The sequence below is a fragment of the Caballeronia sp. ATUFL_F1_KS4A genome (assembly GCF_023630905.1).
Classification (GTDB): domain Bacteria; phylum Pseudomonadota; class Gammaproteobacteria; order Burkholderiales; family Burkholderiaceae; genus Caballeronia; species Caballeronia zhejiangensis.
In genome coordinates this window covers 223,152-240,604 of the sequence record NZ_JALQEB010000011.1, presented here as the reverse complement: position 1 = coordinate 240,604, position 17,453 = coordinate 223,152, and the positions used below count along the sequence as shown (strand labels likewise).

The following is a 17,453-nucleotide window of genomic DNA, read 5'->3' as shown; positions in this document are numbered from 1 at the left end:
CGCTGCCGATGTTGGCCCATAAGATCTGTCCGCGTCGTAAGCGGATAAAATCCCTCCTCGTCTCGCACGCCTTCCCCTAAAGCGACGCGCGCTTAAACACGAACCGCGGCACGTTCCGGATGATCAGCATGATCCCCCACCAGAACCACGGCGTATAAACCACGTCCTTCTTCCTGTCGATTCCGCGCACGATGTCCCTCGCGACCTTCTCCGGCGTGGCGACGAGCGGGCCGGGCAACGGCAGCCCCGCAGTCATCGGCGTGGCGACGAAGCCGGGTTTGATATCGACGACATGCACGCCGACCTTGAACAACCGCGCGCGCAAGCCTTCGAGAAACGCCTGCAACGCGGCCTTCGCGCTGCCATAAAGATAATTCGACGGACGCCCGCGATCTCCCGCCACCGACGAGATCACCGCGAGCGCCCCGTGCCGCTGCGCCTCGAGCCGATTGGCGATCGGCGTGATGAGCGCAATCAGCGAAAGCGCATTGGTATGAAACTCGCGCACCGCGACGGCGGGATCGCTCTGGCAGGCCGCCTGGTCCGGCAGCGTGCCCGACGCAATCAGCACGATATCGATCGAATCCATGTGCGCGGCGCAGTCAGCGAGCATCGCGGCGTGATCGTCGAGCTTGTCGATATCGAGCCGATACGTGGCAACCGAAGCCGCCCCCCGCGCCGTCAAATCGGCGGCGACCTGCTCCATGCGTTCCTGGTTGCGCGCGACGAGAAAGAAGCGCGCGCCTCTCGCGGCCCATTCTCGCGCGCAGGCGATGGCGATAGCGGACGTGGCGCCCACGATGACGATGTTCTTCATAGGCCGGTCATTCGTTTCCAGAAATGCGACAGCATGGCCGGATCGCGAAGCGATTCGAGCGCCTGCCATCGGGGATAAGCGGCGCGGAAATCGGCGCCCGACATGTGCGCGTCCTTGGCCGGATAGATGCGTCCGCCGGCATCGCGCACGATCGCGTCGAGCGCGTCGAAGAGCTGCGAATTACGCAATTCATGCTGCGGAAAGTCGAGCGCGAGCGAGGTGCCTTCCATCGGAAACGACAGCAGCCCCGGCGACGGAATGTTCCCGCAGCGCTTGAGCACCGCGAGAAACGAACCCGTGCCGCTCGATGAAATGCGATCGAGCATCGCGCGCACCGCATCGCGCGCGCTCGCTGCCGGCACGACGCACTGATACTGCTGAAACCCCTGCGGCCCGTAGATGCGGTTCCATTCGAGCAGGCTGTCGAGCGGATAGAAATAGCCGTCGTAACCGACGCGCGAAAGCTCGATCGCGCGTCGCTGCTTCCGGTAGTACAGCTCGTTGAACGCGCGCAGCGTGAGGCCGTTGATGAGCGAAACGGGCGGCGTGAACGGCACGCGGCGCGTGTTGCGCTGTTCGACATCGAGCGAGCCGTGGATCGCGTGATCGCCTGCCATGAAGATGCCGCGCCCGAGCGCCGGTCCGCGGCTCGCGCAATCGACCCACGCGACGCAATACTCGTGCTTCGCGTCGTACTCTTCCGAGAGATCGAAGAACTCGTCGAGCTTGCCGAAGCGGATGCTCGTCACGTCGATGAGACTCGTGCGGATCGGCATCAGCGAGAACTCGGCCCACAGGATGAGTCCCGTCAGCCCGAGCCCGCCGATCGTCGCATTGAACATCTCCGTGTTCGATTCCGGCGAGCATTCGATGAACGTGCCGTCGCTGCGCGCGAGGCCGAACGCGCGCACATGCCGCCCGAACGTGCCGCGCACGTGATGGTTCTTGCCGTGCACGTCGTTGGCGATCGCGCCGCCCAGCGTCACGTACTTCGTGCCCGGCGTGACCGGCAGCATCCAGCCGCGCGGCACCGCGAGCGCGAGAATCTGCTCGAACGTGATGCCGGGCTCGGCGCGCACGATGCCGCGCGTCCAGTCGGCGGCGATGATCCGGTCGAGCGCGAGCGTCTGAAAGACGTGATTCGAACTCGCGAGGCAGACGTCGCCGTAGCTTCGGCCATTGCCGAACGCGAGCGTCGTGCCATGTTCGCGCTGCACGTCGCGCCATCGCGCCTGCGCTTCGTCGCGCCAGTGCGCGGCGTGCGCGGTCTGCGGCAGGCGCGGGTAGCGGCCCCAGGAGAGCAGTTCGCTCATCGGTCAGATCGCGAGCCAGAATGCGAAGCCGCACAGCGCGACGACGACGAGGCTCATGCGATCGCGCGCCGCGAACACGATGGGATCGTCGTTCATGCGTCCGCGATGCGTGATGACCCATGTCCGGCTGAACCAGTAGAGCATCAGCGGACACACCATCCAGATGTATTGCGGATGCCGGTAAAGCACGGTGGTGCGTTCGTCCTGGATATAGAGCGCGAGCACGAGCACCGAGATATAACCCGACGACGTTCCCAGCGACGACACGATGGCCAGATCGCTCGCCAGATAACCTCGCCCGCGCGCGCCTTCGCGCCCGGACTTCATCATCGCGTGAAGCTCGGTGTAGCGCTTGACGAGCGCGAGGCTCAGGAACGCGAACATCGAGAAAGCTAGCAGCCAGAAAGTGAGCGGGACATGGATCGCCGCGGCGCCCGCGACGATGCGCGTGGTGTACAGCGCGGCAAGCACGACGACGTCGATCATCACCTGACGCTTGAGCGCGAGCGAATAGGCGAGCGTCAGCACGTAGTAGCCGAGCAGGACCGCATTGAATTTCCACGACAAGAACGTGAGTGCGATCGAGAACGCGGCGGCGAGCAGGACAGGGCAGAGCGCCATGCCCCAGGCGAGCGGCATCGTGCCGGCGGCGAGCGGGCGCCGGCGCTTCACCGGATGCTGCCGGTCGTCCTGCAAGTCGAGCAGATCGTTCAGCAGATACACGCTCGATGCACACAGCCCGAACGCGAAGAACGCAATCACGGCGGACTCGATGGCCGCCGGCGACTTCAGCTGATGCCCCGCGAGCAGCGGCACGAAGATCAGCACGTTTTTCAGCCACTGATGCAGCCGCAGCGACTTGGCCCAGACCTTGAGCGTCGGCGGGCGATTCTCGAAGACCTGTTCGACGTTGTCGTGCTTCGAGGCGGCGCGCACGACGCCCGCGTGCGGATTGACCACATACGCGCGATCGGCGGCGGCCCAGACGGACATGTCATCGTGCGAATTGCCGACGTAATCGAAGCCCTTCTCGCCGTACTCGGCGACGAGCCGGTCGCGCTTGCGGTGCGCGGAAAGGTTGACGCGCTCGTCGGTGGCGAACACGCGATCGAAGATGCCGAGATGCTCCGCGATGCGATGCGCGAACGATTCATGGCTCGCGGTGGCGAGCGCGATCGTGCGGCCCGCGGCGCGCATGTCCTTCAGCCAGTTCACGACCTGCGTGTTGTAGGGCAGCGTCGCGACATCGATGCTCACGTGCTCGGCGAGCCGCGACTTGAGCACGGACTTGCCGCCGCTGGAAAGCCACAGCAGCGGCTTGAAGAATTTCTGCGGTGAGGATCTCAGGAAGGCGAATCCGCTCTCGACGAGAATGTCGGAGTGAATCAACGTGCCATCGAGATCGACGACGATGGGCTTGCTCATTCAATTCACGTTGAGATGATTGCTTAAGCCCACGACCGGGCGGAACCGGGCCTGGCCGTCTTCTCAGCGACGGCTTCGGCACCGGCTTTGTCGAGTTTTCCAGGCACATCGTATATGGTGTCGATTTTTCCGCCAAGCAACGTGTGACGTAGCGCCGGAAAAACGCCGAACCACCGAACCATGTTCTGAACACATGCAACTCGCGCTGCTCTACACCTTTTTCGCCGCCATCGCGACGCTTGCCAACATCGGCGCGCAGGATCTGACTACGCGCGTCTATAGCGGCCCCTGGCATGTTTTGCTGTCGGTGTTCGTCGGCACGGGCGTCGGTCTCGTCGTGAAATATCTGCTCGACAAGAAATGGATCTTCCGCTTCAAGGCGGAGAATGCGCGTCACGACGCGACCATGTTCACGCTCTACGTCACGATGGGCCTCGTCACCACAGCGATTTTCTGGGGCGTCGAATTCGGCTTCAATCACGTCTTCGGAACGGCCGAAATGCGCTACGTCGGCGGCTGCATCGGTCTCGCGATCGGTTATGTGATCAAGTACCGCCTCGACAAGCGCTACGTGTTTCGCACGTTCGCCTGACGCGACGCCCCGCCGCCCGCGGTTGCCGAAACCTCCGACATTAAGGACAATCTTGGCGTCTTCCACCCGTCGATGCGGTCCGTTTTCCTTTCGTGGCGCGGACGCCCCATTTGTCCGATGAACGCGAACGCCCCGCCGATCACTCTCAGCATTTCCATCGTCGTCTACCGGCCCGATGCCGCGTTGCTCGCGCGCACCGTCGAAACGCTGGAATCCGCGCTCGCCCAACTGCACGATGTCGCCGGGCGCCCGTGCCTGTATCTGATCGACAACGGCAATCCGGGCGAGCTCGCCGACCTGCCGGCGCCCTCGGATGCCGAATTCGACACCGTGGTGCTCAAAGGGCACGGCAATGTCGGTTATGGACGCGGCCACAATCTCGCCATCGAGCGCGCGAACAGCCGCTTCCATCTGATTCTCAATCCCGACGTCGAACTCAATGCCGATGGCCTGCGCCGCGCGCTCGCCTTTCTGCACGGCTCGCCGGAAACCGGTCTGCTCGCGCCGTGGATCGGCGGCGACGATGGCCGTCAGCAGTTTCTTTGCCGCCGCTATCCGACCGTGCTCGACCTTTTCGTGCGCGGCTTTCTGCCGTCGGCGCTGCGCAAGCCGTTCGCGGGGCGCCTCGCGCGCTACGAAATGCGCGATGTCATCGGCGACAGCAATATCGTGTGGGATCCGCCGATCGTGAGCGGCTGCTTCATGCTCTTCAGAACCGATGTGCTCAAGTCGCTCGGCGGCTTCGATCCGCGCTATTTCCTCTATTTCGAGGACTACGACCTGAGCCTGCGCACGCGCCGCGTCGCGCGCATCGCCTATGTGCCGTCGGTGCGAATCCTGCATCACGGCGGCGGCGCGGCGAAGAAAGGCTCGGTGCACATCAAGCTGTTCGTCACGTCGGCGTACCGGTTCTTCAACCGTTTCGGCTGGAAATGGCTATGAGCGAATCCGGCCGACGCATCGCGATAACCGGCGCCAACGGCTTCGTCGGCCGCGCGGTGAGCCGTGCGCTCGCGGCGCGCGGGATCGGCGCGACAGGGCTCGTGCGGCGCGACGCGCAGTGCGAACCGGGCGTCGACGTGCGCCATATCGACGGCCTCGATTCGATCGCGCCCGAAGCCTTTGCCGGTTGCGACGCAGTGATCCATCTTGCGGCGCGCGTCCACGTAATGGCCGACGCCGCCGCCCAATCGCAGGCCGTGTTGAAGGCGTATCGGGCGGTCAACGTCGACGGCACGCTCGCCGCCGCCGAATCCGCGCGGCGAGCGGGTGTCACGCGCTTTGTCATGATGAGCAGCGTCAAGGCGCTCGGCGAAAGCGATCCGGGCCGCCCGTTCACCGAAGACGACGCGCGCAATCCGCCCGATGCCTACGGCGTGTCGAAAGCCGAAGCCGAAGTGAAACTGCTCGAATTCGGCAGCCGCACCGGGCTGGAAATCGCCATCGTGCGGCCGCCGCTCGTCTACGGCCCCGGCGTGCGCGCCAATTTCCTGGCGATGATGAACGCGATCGCGCGCGGCATCCCGTTGCCGCTCGGCGCGATCGATGCGCGCCGCAGCCTCGTCTCCGTCGACAATCTCGCGAGCGCGACGATCGAATGCGCGCTCCATCCGGCCGCGGCGGGCCGCCTGTTCCATGTCACGGACGGCGACGACCCGAGCGTCGCCGAACTCGCGCGCAAGCTCGGCCAACATCTCGGCAAACCGGCGCGGCTCGTGCCGGTGCCGGTGGGACTCTTGCGCGGCGTCGGGCGTCTGACGGGCAAGACCGCGCAGATCGATCGGCTGACCGGCAGCCTGCGCCTCGATTCGAGCCGCATCCGCGAGACGCTCGGCTGGCAAGCGCCGCAATCGCTCGACGAAGGCCTCGCCGCCACGGCCGCGTGGTTTCGCTCGACGCGCGCGCAATAAACGGTTCTCGCGACCGGAAACGTCCGTCGCGGACGTTAAAATATGCGCGGCTTCGATATCGGCGCGATTTTCGTTATCCGTCAGTTATTTACGACTCATTCCGGCGACCGTTCGCGTATCCTTGCGGGTTTGCCCGGGATAAAAGTCGCCGGGACGATCGGGGCTTCGTTTTCGACAACTCATAACAACGCATGCTGCATTCGTATTTCCAAGCTTCGCCGCCGTTGGCCGCGATGTCGGTCGCGGTGTTGGCGTTCGCCGCCTGCGCGCTGATTCTGCGGACGCTCATCCGCACGGGCCTCGCGTGGCGCCTCGCCACCGATATCCCCAACGAGCGTTCGCTGCACGAACGGCCCACGCCGCGCGTCGGCGGCTGGGGCATCGTGCCGGTCGCCGTCGTCGCGCTCCTCGTCGCGGCCCCGTCGATGTGGCTCGTCGCGGCATGCGCGGTCTTCCTCGCAGCCGTCTCGCAGATCGACGACCGACGCGGTTTGCCCGCGCGCGTGCGCTTCGCGGCGCATATCGTCGCGGTGACGCTCGTGATCGTCGCGCATCCGGCGAACGCGCCGTGGTGGGCGCTCGCATTCGTCGGCTTTCTGATGCTGTGGCTCGTCAATCTCTACAACTTCATGGACGGCTCCGACGGGCTCGCCGGCGGCATGGCGCTGTTCGGATTCGGCGGCTACGCGCTCGCGGCGCTCGCCGGACCCGCGCCGCAAGCCGATCTCGGCCTGGCGAGCGCGGCGATCGCCGGAGCGGCGGCCGGTTTCCTGACCCTCAATTTCCATCCGGCTCGGATTTTTCTCGGCGATGCCGGGTCTATTCCGTTGGGATTTCTCGCAGGCGCGCTCGGGTTCTGGGGCTGGCAACGGGGCGCATGGCCCGTCTGGTTTCCGGCGCTCGTGTTTTCGCCTTTCATCGCGGATGCCACGGTCACGTTGCTGCGACGCCTCGCGCGCGGTGAAAAATTTTGGCAGGCGCATCGGGAGCATTACTATCAGCGCATGGTGCGCCTCGGAATGGGGCACGCGCGCACCGCGCTCACGTGGTATCTGCTCATGCTGGCGGGCATGATCCTCGCGAACTGGGCGCTGTGGTTTTCCGTCACGGGGCAGTGGGCGGCGGTTGCGGGCTGGGCAGTCGTGGTTGTGGCAGCGGGCGCGGTCGTCGACGCGCAGTGGCGTCGTCATGAAACGCGCCATACCGGACAATCTTGAGGGTCCATGCTGATGAATCGAATAAAAGCTACATGGCTATCGGCGGGGGCGTTCGGCTTCGATCTCGTGGCCGTCGTCGGAGCCTGGGTCGTCGCTTACCTGCTGCGCTTCAACGGCAGCGTGCCGCATGATTTCCGCGATGGCGCGCTGCACGCGCTCTTGTGGGTCGTGCCGGTCTATGCCATCGTCTTTCGCGTCTTCGGGCTGTATCGCGGCATGTGGGTGTTCGCGAGCCTGCCGGACCTGATGCGTATCTCCAAATCGATCGTCGTGGGCGCGCTCGTCGTGATGGTGGGCGCGGTGATGTCGCAGCCGACGCCGATCATCCCGCGCTCGGTGCTCATCGTCTCGCCGCTTCTGCTGTTTCTCGCGATGGGCGGCGCGCGCGCGCTTTATCGCGCGGGCAAGGAGTTCTATCTGTACGGCGGTCTGGTCGGCCAGGGCAAGCCCGTGATCGTGCTCGGCGCGGGCACGGCGGGCGCGATGCTCGCCCGCGAGCTTGCGCGCTCCAGCGAATGGCGTCTCGTCGGCCTGCTCGACGACGATCCCGCCAAGCAGGGCCGCGAAGTGCTCGGCCACAAGGTCCTCGGCGGGTTCAGCGACCTCTCCCGATTCGCGGAGCAGTACAAGACCGACTACGTGATCATCGCGATTCCTTCGGCGTCGGTCGAGGAGCAGCGGCGCGTCGCCACGTTGTGCGTGCGCGCCGGCGTCAAGGTGATGGTGCTGCCCGCGCTCACGCCGCTCACCGAAGGCGGCAACTTCCTGTCGCGCGTGCGGCAGATCGACCTCGAAGACTTGCTCGGCCGCGAGCCGGTGAAGATCGACATGCCGCACGTCGAGCAACTGCTCCACGGGCGCGTCGTGATGGTGACGGGCGGCGGCGGCTCCATCGGCTCGGAACTGTGCCGTCAGATTCTGCGTTTCTCGCCCGCGCAGCTCATCGCCTACGACCTCTCCGAATATGCGATGTATCGCCTCATCGAGGAACTGCACGAGAAGTTTCCGGAGTGCTCGGTGATTCCGGTCGTCGGCGACGCGAAGGATTCGCTGCTGCTCGATCAGACGATGGCGCGCTTCACGCCGCACATCGTTTTCCATGCGGCGGCCTACAAGCACGTCCCGCTGATGGAAGAGCAGAACGCGTGGCAGGCCGTGCGCAACAACGTGCTCGGCACGCTGCGCGTCGCGCGCGCGGCGATTCGCCACAACGTGCGCCATTTCGTGCTGATCTCCACCGACAAGGCCGTCAACCCGACCAACGTGATGGGCGCCTCCAAGCGTCTCGCCGAGATGGCCTGTCAGGCGCTGCAGCAATCCGCGCCGCGCACGCAGTTCGAGACGGTGCGCTTCGGCAACGTGCTCGGCAGCGCGGGCAGCGTGATCCCGAAATTTCAGCAGCAGATTGCGAAGGGCGGTCCGGTCACGGTCACGCATCCGGAAATCACGCGCTTTTTCATGACGATTCCGGAAGCCGCGCAACTCGTGCTGCAGGCGTCGAGCATGGGGCGCGGCGGCGAGATCTTCATTCTCGACATGGGCCAGCCCGTGAGAATCGTCGATCTCGCGCGCGACCTCATCCGTCTCTATGGCTTCACGGAAGAGCAGATCCGCATCACGTTTACTGGGCTGCGTCCGGGCGAAAAGCTCTACGAAGAACTGCTCGCCGACGACGAAACCACCACGCGCACGCCGCATCCGAAGCTGCGCATCGCGCAGGCGCGCGGCGTGCCGGACGATTTCATCGACGAATTGCTGCCCTGGCTGATGCAGCATCGCGTGCTCTCCGACGAAGAAGTGCGCCGCGATCTGCGCCGCTGGGTGCCCGAGTATCAGACGGCGACGATGCCCGTGCTGCAAAGCGTGCCCGTCGCGAAGGCGGCGAACGAACGCGGCGCGGCCGGCTGACCGCAACGGGGTCACGCATGACGACGCTCGACGAAGTTCATGCGCTGACCCACGCGGGATCGCTGTTATCGCTAAGCGGCGAGATCGTCGCGCCTTACGATCTCGAAGTCGCGCACGCCGATGCATCCGCTTTCTCCGCGCTGCCCGCCACCATCCTGAACGCGGGCCGCGAACCCTTCGACGCCGACTATGCGCGCGAGCGCCGCGTGCATCTCGTCAACGCGTTCGGCGTCACGCTCGGCGATTCGATCATCGGGCTTACGGCGCTCTCCGCCGTCAAGCGCCTTTATCCGCATCTTCGGTTCACGATCTATCGGCCGGCGCGCGCGCCGCGCTACGTGCAGCGTCTTTACGAGCTTGCCGCGCCGCGTCTCGCCGATATCGTCGGTCTGCCCGTGCCGCTCGCGAGCCTGCCTGCCGATGAACCGAAGATCGACGTCGGCAATCAGCTTTTCTGGCCGCGCTTCGCCTCGATGCCGATGATCGACTTCTTCCTTTGGGCGATGGGCATCGCGCCTTCGACCATCGCCGCCGCCGACAAGCGCAATCGCTGGCTCGCCGATGTGCCGCTCAAGCCGATCGCAAACGAGCCATACGCGCTGTTCTGCCCGAACGCGAGCACGCCGGTGCGCAGCATTCCGGCGTCGATGCGCGCGCGTATCGTCGCGCGTCTCGCGGATGAAACGGGCCTGCCGGTGATGGGTTTCGGGCCCGTCGACGATCCGCGTTATCGCGATATCGCGCCGTTTTGCATCGACACGGACGATTTCCTCGCGTGGATCGGGCGCGCGCGCTATCTCGTCACGGCGGATACGGCGGCGCTACACGCCGGCGCGGGATTCGACGTGCCGACGACCGCGTTCTTCACGACGATCCCCGCCAACATGCGCGCGCGCGATTATGCGAACTGCGTCAAGGTGGAATTCAGCTTGCCGCATCTGGAGGGCGTGCACGCGAGCGCGCGGCCCGCCGATCTGCGCGCGCTCGAGCGCGCTTATCGCGATTACGACTGGCGCGCGATGCCGTTCGCGGATGCATCGCCGCAAACGACGCCCGCGTTCAGTTTCCCTTGCTCACCTGAAACGACGGCAGGCGCGCATACAACTCCGCAACCCAGTCGATGAACACGCGCACGCGCCTCGGCTGATGCCGGTTGGCCGCATACAGCACCGACACCACGCGCGGATACGACGGATATTCCCGTAGCACTTCCTTCAACGCGCCGCTTCTGACGAGCGGATCGAGCGTATAGCTCGAGCTTTGAATCAGCCCGAGCCCGTTGGCGCCCGCCGCGATATACGAATCGCCGTCGTTCACGGCGATCTTGTGCTTCATCGCGATGGTGCGCGTTTCGCCATCGACGACGAATTCCCAGTTGCGCACGCGTCCCGAGTTGTTCAGCACATAACCGACGGCGAGATGCTGCTCGAGGTCATCGAGCGACGTCGGCTCGCCGTGCTTTTCGATGTATCCCGGCGACGCGCAAGTGATCTGCGTATACGCGCCGATGCGTTTCGCGACCAACCCGACATCGCCGACCGCGCCCACGCGCACGACACAATCGACCGCTTCCTCGACGAGATCGACTTGCCGGTCCGTCAGCACCAGCTCGACGCCGATATCCGGATACGCGGCGAAGAATTCCGGCAGCGCGGGAATGATCGTGTTCTTCGCCATCACTTGCGGCAGGCTGACTTTCACATTGCCCTTGGGACTCAGCTTGGAATGCGACAGCGACGCTTCCATGTCGTCCACTTCGCCGAGCACGCGCACGCAGCGCTCGTAATAGGCTTCGCCGTCTTCGGTGATGCTGATGCTGCGCGTCGTGCGATTGATGAGGCGCGCACCGAGATGCGCTTCGAGCGCCTGAAGCGTGCGCGAGACGCTCGCGGGCGGCAGGCGCAGGGCATCGGCTGCCTTGGAGAAACTGCCCGCCTCGACGACTCGCGCGAAGACTTTCATTGCAAGGAAGCGGTCCATGCTCGATCCCGGAAACGTGATCGCGCGCCTCTATGGGCGCGCGAGAGAAAAGAGCCTGCGATCATACTGAAGTTCGTCAGCCCATGCGCTGCGAGTGAACTGACGCGAAGCTCAGAGCCCGAGTCCCTGACAGAGCCGCCACGAATAGTGCTCGATCATCCGCTGGAACGGCGCGTGATGGCCGTAGGCGATCGACGAAACCGCCAGCAGCGCGCAACCCGCGACGAGCGCGCGCGGCATCTTGCGCGGCGTTTCGAAGACGCGCATGAGGAAGAGGGCGGCGACGACCGCGCCGAGCACCCAGCCCGCGACGACTTCGGCGGGCGTGTGCGCGTCCTGCATGATGCGGCTCGCGCCGATGGCCGCCGCGAGCGCGAGTCCGCCCGCCGCGCCCAGCCGATGCCAGCTTCCGCCGAATGCGCCGAACAGCAAGCCGCCCGCGACGGTGTAGATCGACGCGGCGAGCATCGTGTGTCCGCTGATCATGCGCAACTGGATCGCGGCGATCTCGACGCCGCAGCCGGCATAGAGAATCTTCGACAGACCGACGAGCCCCATGCCGATCGCGAGCAGCACGGCCCAGCGCAACGCGAGGCGCACGTCGACCGTGCGCAGCCACAGCGCGCAGACGAGCGCGAGCGGCAGCAGAAAGGCCGCGTCGCCGAGATTCGAAAGCGTCCAGAGTACCTTTGATTCCATGCGTATTTGTTCTAGGCCGGCTCCGGACGTTTACGAACCGTCGCCCTGTTTTCGGCGGCCTGCCATCCGGTATTCGGTCGGCGAGATCGAGAGCCGCTTGCGGAAGATTTTCGCGAGGCCGTCGCCGCTGCCCGCGCCGCAGCGCCGCGCGATCTTGTCGACCGGCAGATCGGTCGCGGCCAGCAACATGCAGCTCGCATCGAGCCGCGCGCGCAACAGGTATTCCGACGGCGTCAGCCCGATCTGCGCCTTGAAGCGGCGCAGGAAATTGCGCTCGCTCATCGCGGCGACGCGCGCCGCATCGGTGATCGAGATCGGCCGCACGTAGTTCTCGCGGATCCAGCGCGCGGCGGCGTCGATCTTCTGGCGCACGCTGCCGGCTTCGGTATCGTCGAGCACGGTGGCGAGCTTCTGCCACGCGCCCGGAATGGAGCGCTCCGATACTTCACGCGCGAGCGCCGCGCCGTGGTCGCGCTTGATGATCGACAGCGCCGCCGCGATCGGCCCTTTGGGATCGTCGAGCGTGAGCGTTTGTTCCGCGATGAAAAGCGGATTCGACAACGCCGGCGCAAGCGCGCGGCCTTGCGGCTCGCCGGCGAAATCGAGCGTGCGGTTCTGCACGTCGAGATTGGCCGCGGCGAGAATCTGCGCGCCTTCGCCGATCGCCTTGATGAACGGAATCTTCGGCGCCACGCGCGCGAGGCGCTTGCGCAGCGCGGCATCGTTACGCGCATGACGCGCGCCCACGCCGCCCGCGATGAACAGCGCGTCGCATTCGTTCATCCAGCGCGTTTCGAGACTCTCGGTCCAGATCCGCATCGAGCAACTGCTCGCCACGCTGCCGCCATCGCTCGACAGAAACATCAGCGAATAATTCGGCGCCTGCGCGCGTGCGTTGGCGTCGGCGGGCAGATGCACCTGATTCGCGACCGAGAAGACCTCGGAGATCGAGCTGACTTCGACGAGCGAAAAGTCCTCGAAGATCAGAATGCCGATTCGCTTCGCCGCGCTGGTCATATCGGCGGACGGCACGTCGGGCGCGACCGCGCGCACGACCTGAAGCCGGCCCGTACCATTGGCGTACACCATCGACTTCTCCCTGTGCGAACCGCGGCAGGCGTCGTGGCCGGCCGGGGTCCGATCGATGCAGGAACGTAAGTAGCGGGAAAGTGAGCTTACATGGGCGCACTATACGCGGCGCCCGGCAGCCGCCGCGCGCCGAGTCCGAAATTGACGAAGTGTTGGCAGATGATCTCGGTACGCGCCTTTTCGCGCGGATCAGCGGAAGTAGGCCTTGGTGTTTTCGTGCACGTCGTCTCGCGCGAGCAGTTCGTCGGGCATAAGCCATCGATAGTCGCTGTGCTGATCGAAGCGGCCGATCGGAACCTTGCTCGAGAGCGTCAGCGCGTAGGCGAGCACGATGTAATGCGTGCCGATGCCATCGGCGCCCGCGAAGTTGTCGTCGTAGAGATGCTCGTAGACGCCGAAGAAGCGTGCGGCCGAACGCTGCGCGCTCGCGACGCCCAACTCGTTGCTGACGATGCGCCTGTAGGCGGCATCGAGCGATTCGTCTTTTCTGATGCGGCCGCCCGGCACGAACCATGTGCCCTGCGCGGGCCGGTTGCGCCGATGCCCCACGAGGATGCGCCGGTTGCCATCGGTGACGATCAGATCGATCGCCACGAGCGGCGCGAGCCGCACGACCGTCAGGAAATCAGCGTTGCTCAGCATCGTTGCTCCGGGTTGGCTTCGGTGAGTCGTGCGTCGCGCAAACGATGCCCGCTGCGACGCCGCATGACCGTGCGTGCGCGCACGCGCGACGGAATTTCACGACTGAAACAAGCAAGGCTGACGAGCAACGGTCAGCACATTGTCAGCGCGGGCGGCAAACCTGACCGATTTGCGTGTCCGCGCGCTGTACGAAAATTTGCGTGAAGACGATTGCGAACGTACGCGCGATTCGAGCCGCATTCAGCCGATCATTGCAAAACAAGAATTGGGCGATTCGGCAAATAGTGTCAAAGCGTGCGCCGCCGCAAAAATACTAGCCGATGGCGGACGGTGACAGCGCCCGAGTCCCGCGCGCATGCAGGTTCGACGCGATCTCGCGTCCGCTGCAATGCAGCATCTAAGTTCATATGAAAATACCGCATTATGCCTTTGAATAAAAATAAAACGGGTTAATCAAAAATCACGTTGGGGACCTCGATTGCGTTATTAGAAAATCATTGAGTATTAATGCCGAAGCCGTTCGCGGATTTTAATCGGCGTCTGAAATGCGCATTACATATCGTTCCTAAATGTAACGGCGAAACCAAAATTTTCCGATTGCAGCGGTACGAACGTCCGCTTTCGCACACATCGATGTTTCATAAATGAATCAATTCGAATGATCGGACTTGGCGGCCATCGCATCCGGCGGACCGCGCAGGGCCGTGCTGCGGAGCTTAGTGAGCAACGCTGTGTCCGATCTGGCGGCACGGGAATCAGATTGAGCTAAACCGCCGAATCAATCCTTGTATGACAAATCCGTATTTGTTTTCCATGCATTGAATGCAGGCTTTCCGGAATTTGGGGAAGGATTTCAATGTGCGCTCACCCTCATAGCGGAACAGATTTTGTGGTTTAAGCGCGAAAATCCAGAGCACAAAAAACATTGTCTGCTTATTATTCAAGCCAGCGGATCGATTCCGCCAACACTTCGTTCCAATCGGTCACGGCAACCCGGCGAAGTTCGGGAAGTCCATTGATGCGCCGCAATGACCGAACAACTCTTCCGCGCCTTCCAGGAAACAAGCTGCAGAGGATGACCATGCCTTACGCCACTCTTGAACCCGCAGTCATGGGTTGGACGCCTCCCGCGTCGAACGCCTCGCAGACCGAGGTGCGCCAGGTCGCGATCCTGCTGTTCGACGGCTTTTCGCTGCTCGGCGCGGGAATCGTCGCGGAGGTCTTCCACATGGCGAACGAGCTGTCGTCGGCGAAGTCGCGGCCGGATTGCACGTACGACGTGCGGTTCCTGTCGGTCGAAGGCGGCAACGTGGCGTGCTCGTCGTCGGTGCGCGTCTGGACGGACGGTCTCGATGCGCGCCACTACGGCGGCTTCGACGCGCTTTTCGTCGCCGGCGGCCGTGGCGCGGAAGAAGCGGCGAAGGACGATCGCATCATCGAATGGCTGCGTCGCGTGCAGACCAAGACCACGGTCGTGCGCGCGATTTCCGAGGGCCGCAAGGTGCTCGACGCCGCGGGCATCGGTCAGGCGCAGGACGCGCAGGCGCGCTACGGCAACGCGATGCAACTCGTGCGCGACGAGCAGCAGGGCGACGCCGGCGACCGCTACGAGTCGATGAAGGGCGCGCTTCTGATCGTGAAGCGCGATCTCGGCATCGACGTGTCGCGCAGCGTCGCCGAACGTCTGATGCCCGGTTCGGCCGCGAAGCTCGTGTCGATCCTCGGCGACAGCGGCGTGGCGTCGGCGGGCGACAAGATCCGCGCGGCGGCGCGCTGGCTGCAGGACAACTGCGAACGGCCGATTTCGGTCGTCGATGCGGCGCAGGTGGCCGCGATGAGCGAGCGCAACTTCTTGCGCCGCTTCAAGATCGAGATGGGCATCACGCCATCCGATTATTTGCTGCAGGCGCGCCTCGCCGTGACCTGTGCGCTTCTGACGGATTCGGAACTGCCGGTCGACAAGATCGCGCGCAGAAGCGGCATGGGCAACGGCGACAGGCTCGCGAAGATTTTCCGCAAGCGCCTTCTGATCTCGCCGACGGAGTACCGGATGCAGAGCAGACGCGAGGCGAACGGCTGACCCGCGCGCTTATGTGACGTGGGCCGCTCTGAGCCCGACTATGGCGTAAAACGTCGGACCTTTGGCCGGACCCGATCGGTCCGGCACTTAATCATTTCCCGAACGGTTCGCCGTTCGGACGAACAGGCAGGCAGGAGTTCTTTATGACGAATGAAGCACGCACGGAAGGTGGGGTGAAGCAGGGAGCAGCAGGTGTGGAGGCGGGCCCGGCCAAGGCGGCCGGGCCGTGCCGCCGCCTCGTCCCTGTGATCCTCGCCGGCGGCTCGGGCACGCGCCTGTGGCCGATGTCGCGTGAACAATTCCCGAAGCAGCTGATCGGCGTCGTCGGACGTGACTCGCTGCTCCAGGCGACGGTGTCGCGGCTCAAAGGCTTTGCCGGCAACTTCAAGGTCGATGGCGAGCCGATCATCGTGTGCGGCGAAGAGCATCGGTTCACGACGGAAGAACAGACGCGCGAAGCCGGCGTCGATGCACGCATCATCGTCGAGCCGGCGCGCCGCGACACCGCGCCCGCGCTCACGCTCGCGGCACTTGCCGCCGTGAGGGACGGCGAGGACGCGATCATGGTCGCGATGCCGGCGGATCACTCCATCGCCGATATTCCGGCGCTGCATCGCGCGATCGCGATCGCTGCGGAACATGCGGAGCGCGGCGTGATCGCGACGCTCGGCATTCCGCCGACGCGCCCCGACACCGGCTTCGGCTACATCCGTCTGGGCGCGGCGCTCGATGACGGCGCGCACGAGATCGACCGCTTCGTCGAAAAGCCGGCGGCGGAACTCGCGGCGCAATACGTCGCGGCGGGCACGTACTGGTGGAACAGCGGCATCTTCGTCGTGCGCGCGAGCGTGTGGCTCGCGGCGCTGCAAAAGCTCAATGCCGACATGCACGCGGCGTGCTCGGCCGCCGCGCAGGAGGGCGAGGCCGACGGCAAGTTCTTCCGCCCGCAGGCGGCGCAGTTCGGGCGCGCGCCGTCCGACTCGATCGACTATGCGGTGATGGAGCACATCGGCACGCCGACGAAGCCGTGCGACGGCGTGGTCGTGCCGCTCGTCGCGGGCTGGTCGGATCTCGGTTCGTGGGACGCCGTGTGGGACGCGATGGACAAGGACGAATCGGGCAACGTCGCGAGCGGCCGAGTCGTGTTCGAAGGCGCGACATCGAGCTATGCGCGCTCCGAAGGCGGACGGCTCGTCGCGTGTGTCGGCACGACCAACGTGATCGTCGTCGAGACGGACGACGCCGTGCTCGTCGCGGACCGTTCGCGCGTGCAGGACATCAAGGGGCTGGTTGCGCGCATCCGCGAGCAGCACGCGCCCGAAGCGGATACGCATCGCAAGGTGCGCCGCCCGTGGGGTTTCTACGATTCGATCGAGCACGGGGAGCGCTTCCAGGTCAAGCGCATCGTGGTGTCGCCGGGCTCGAAGCTGTCGCTGCAGATGCATCACCATCGCGCGGAACACTGGATCGTCGTGTGCGGCACGGCGCTCGTCACGCGCGGCGAAGAGCAGTTTCTGCTCTCCGAGAACGAATCGACGTTCATTCCGCTCGGTGTGCGGCATCGTCTGGAGAACCCGGGCAAGGTGCCGCTCGAAATCATTGAAGTGCAGTCGGGGAGCTATCTCGGCGAAGACGACATCGTGCGTTTCGACGACACCTACGGGCGCAGTTGAGCGTTCGAAGGCAGAAGACTTTCTTGCAACCGTTCACAAGAAGAAGACGGGGCTAACGCGAGGAGGAGACTGAAGGGCGGTAAAGGGCTGATTGCGTTCCGGGGAAAA

The 17,453-nt window shown here is 64.7% G+C and carries 15 protein-coding genes; 8 read left to right on the top strand and 7 right to left on the bottom strand.

The annotated features are described in order from the left end of the window. Nucleotides 1-76 precede the first annotated feature (76 nt). From NCS03_RS11010 to NCS03_RS11000, 3 genes are read right to left on the bottom strand one after another with little or no spacing between them, the layout of a single operon-like run. Nucleotides 77-817, bottom strand: coding sequence for an SDR family oxidoreductase (locus NCS03_RS11010; protein ID WP_250435033.1), 741 nt, complete (start codon nt 815-817; stop codon nt 77-79). Further along, a complete protein-coding gene (locus NCS03_RS11005) occupies nt 814-2,130 on the bottom strand; it encodes an FAD-binding oxidoreductase (RefSeq protein ID WP_250457480.1) in 1,317 nt (438 codons plus the stop codon). Before NCS03_RS11005 ends, NCS03_RS11010 begins: the two co-directional genes overlap by 4 nt. A gap of 3 nt (nt 2,131-2,133) precedes the next feature. Next, on the bottom strand, nt 2,134-3,555 hold the full coding sequence (locus NCS03_RS11000; RefSeq protein ID WP_250435030.1) for a UbiA family prenyltransferase: 1,422 nt from the start codon (nt 3,553-3,555) through the stop codon (nt 2,134-2,136). A 193-nt stretch (nt 3,556-3,748) separates the two neighbouring features. On the opposite strand from NCS03_RS11000, the gene NCS03_RS10995 reads away from it, so the two are divergent. From NCS03_RS10995 to NCS03_RS10970, 6 genes are all read left to right on the top strand, one after another. Further along, nucleotides 3,749-4,147, top strand: coding sequence for a GtrA family protein (locus NCS03_RS10995; RefSeq protein ID WP_008342550.1), 399 nt, complete (start codon nt 3,749-3,751; stop codon nt 4,145-4,147). Between the two features lie 117 nt (nt 4,148-4,264). Continuing rightward, a complete protein-coding gene (locus NCS03_RS10990; RefSeq protein WP_034474349.1) occupies nt 4,265-5,089 on the top strand; it encodes a glycosyltransferase family 2 protein in 825 nt (274 codons plus the stop codon). After that, complete coding sequence (locus tag NCS03_RS10985; RefSeq protein WP_250457481.1) at nt 5,086-6,057, top strand: UDP-glucose 4-epimerase family protein; 972 nt, start codon at nt 5,086-5,088, stop codon at nt 6,055-6,057. Before NCS03_RS10990 ends, NCS03_RS10985 begins: the two co-directional genes overlap by 4 nt. Nucleotides 6,058-6,248: 191 nt before the next feature. Continuing rightward, a complete protein-coding gene (locus tag NCS03_RS10980; RefSeq protein WP_051996840.1) occupies nt 6,249-7,274 on the top strand; it encodes an MraY family glycosyltransferase in 1,026 nt (341 codons plus the stop codon). Nucleotides 7,275-7,286: 12 nt separating this feature from the next. Further along, nucleotides 7,287-9,182, top strand: coding sequence for a polysaccharide biosynthesis protein (locus NCS03_RS10975; RefSeq protein WP_175980403.1), 1,896 nt, complete (start codon nt 7,287-7,289; stop codon nt 9,180-9,182). Nucleotides 9,183-9,199: 17 nt separating this feature from the next. Further along, entirely contained in the window at nt 9,200-10,306 is a 1,107-nt protein-coding gene (locus tag NCS03_RS10970) for a glycosyltransferase family protein (RefSeq protein ID WP_034472796.1), read from the top strand. Here NCS03_RS10970 and NCS03_RS10965 read toward each other — a convergent pair. From NCS03_RS10965 to NCS03_RS10950, 4 genes are all read right to left on the bottom strand, one after another. Continuing rightward, nucleotides 10,242-11,162 carry a LysR family transcriptional regulator gene (locus NCS03_RS10965; RefSeq protein WP_033537194.1) on the bottom strand — a complete coding sequence of 307 codons (921 nt, stop codon included), beginning with the start codon at nt 11,160-11,162 and terminating at the stop codon, nt 10,242-10,244. The genes NCS03_RS10970 and NCS03_RS10965 overlap by 65 nt on opposite strands. A gap of 111 nt (nt 11,163-11,273) precedes the next feature. Continuing rightward, nucleotides 11,274-11,861, bottom strand: a complete 588-nt coding sequence (locus NCS03_RS10960) for a phosphatase PAP2 family protein (RefSeq protein ID WP_250521356.1) — start codon at nt 11,859-11,861, stop codon at nt 11,274-11,276. Between the two features lie 30 nt (nt 11,862-11,891). Beyond that, on the bottom strand, nt 11,892-12,950 hold the full coding sequence (locus tag NCS03_RS10955) for a GlxA family transcriptional regulator (RefSeq protein ID WP_034472789.1): 1,059 nt from the start codon (nt 12,948-12,950) through the stop codon (nt 11,892-11,894). Nucleotides 12,951-13,139: 189 nt separating this feature from the next. After that, nucleotides 13,140-13,592 carry a GDP-mannose mannosyl hydrolase gene (locus NCS03_RS10950; RefSeq protein WP_034472787.1) on the bottom strand — a complete coding sequence of 151 codons (453 nt, stop codon included), beginning with the start codon at nt 13,590-13,592 and terminating at the stop codon, nt 13,140-13,142. 1,081 nt (nt 13,593-14,673) lie between these two features. On the opposite strand from NCS03_RS10950, the gene NCS03_RS10945 reads away from it, so the two are divergent. Both NCS03_RS10945 and NCS03_RS10940 read left to right on the top strand, forming a co-directional pair. After that, complete coding sequence (locus tag NCS03_RS10945) at nt 14,674-15,672, top strand: GlxA family transcriptional regulator (RefSeq protein WP_033537200.1); 999 nt, start codon at nt 14,674-14,676, stop codon at nt 15,670-15,672. Between the two features lie 143 nt (nt 15,673-15,815). Next, nucleotides 15,816-17,345 (top strand): mannose-1-phosphate guanylyltransferase/mannose-6-phosphate isomerase, encoded by a 1,530-nt coding sequence (locus NCS03_RS10940; protein WP_250529153.1) that lies wholly within the window; start codon nt 15,816-15,818, stop codon nt 17,343-17,345. Nucleotides 17,346-17,453 lie beyond the last annotated feature (108 nt).

What these genes read in the sequence shown, in the direction of transcription:
- NCS03_RS10980 (WP_051996840.1), top strand. Translation starts at nt 6,249, where the DNA reads ATGCTGCATTCGTATTTCCAAGCTTCGCCGCCGTTGGCCGCGATGTCG.
- NCS03_RS10975 (WP_175980403.1), top strand. Translation starts at nt 7,287, where the DNA reads ATGAATCGAATAAAAGCTACATGGCTATCGGCGGGGGCGTTCGGCTTC.
- NCS03_RS11010 (WP_250435033.1), bottom strand. Translation starts at nt 817, where the DNA reads ATGAAGAACATCGTCATCGTGGGCGCCACGTCCGCTATCGCCATCGCC.
- NCS03_RS11000 (WP_250435030.1), bottom strand. Translation starts at nt 3,555, where the DNA reads ATGAGCAAGCCCATCGTCGTCGATCTCGATGGCACGTTGATTCACTCC.
- NCS03_RS10945 (WP_033537200.1), top strand. Translation starts at nt 14,674, where the DNA reads ATGCCTTACGCCACTCTTGAACCCGCAGTCATGGGTTGGACGCCTCCC.
- NCS03_RS10995 (WP_008342550.1), top strand. Translation starts at nt 3,749, where the DNA reads ATGCAACTCGCGCTGCTCTACACCTTTTTCGCCGCCATCGCGACGCTT.
- NCS03_RS10955 (WP_034472789.1), bottom strand. Translation starts at nt 12,950, where the DNA reads ATGGTGTACGCCAATGGTACGGGCCGGCTTCAGGTCGTGCGCGCGGTC.
- NCS03_RS10940 (WP_250529153.1), top strand. Translation starts at nt 15,816, where the DNA reads ATGACGAATGAAGCACGCACGGAAGGTGGGGTGAAGCAGGGAGCAGCA.
- NCS03_RS10965 (WP_033537194.1), bottom strand. Translation starts at nt 11,162, where the DNA reads ATGGACCGCTTCCTTGCAATGAAAGTCTTCGCGCGAGTCGTCGAGGCG.
- NCS03_RS10985 (WP_250457481.1), top strand. Translation starts at nt 5,086, where the DNA reads ATGAGCGAATCCGGCCGACGCATCGCGATAACCGGCGCCAACGGCTTC.
- NCS03_RS10970 (WP_034472796.1), top strand. Translation starts at nt 9,200, where the DNA reads ATGACGACGCTCGACGAAGTTCATGCGCTGACCCACGCGGGATCGCTG.
- NCS03_RS10950 (WP_034472787.1), bottom strand. Translation starts at nt 13,592, where the DNA reads ATGCTGAGCAACGCTGATTTCCTGACGGTCGTGCGGCTCGCGCCGCTC.
- NCS03_RS11005 (WP_250457480.1), bottom strand. Translation starts at nt 2,130, where the DNA reads ATGAGCGAACTGCTCTCCTGGGGCCGCTACCCGCGCCTGCCGCAGACC.
- NCS03_RS10960 (WP_250521356.1), bottom strand. Translation starts at nt 11,861, where the DNA reads ATGGAATCAAAGGTACTCTGGACGCTTTCGAATCTCGGCGACGCGGCC.
- NCS03_RS10990 (WP_034474349.1), top strand. Translation starts at nt 4,265, where the DNA reads ATGAACGCGAACGCCCCGCCGATCACTCTCAGCATTTCCATCGTCGTC.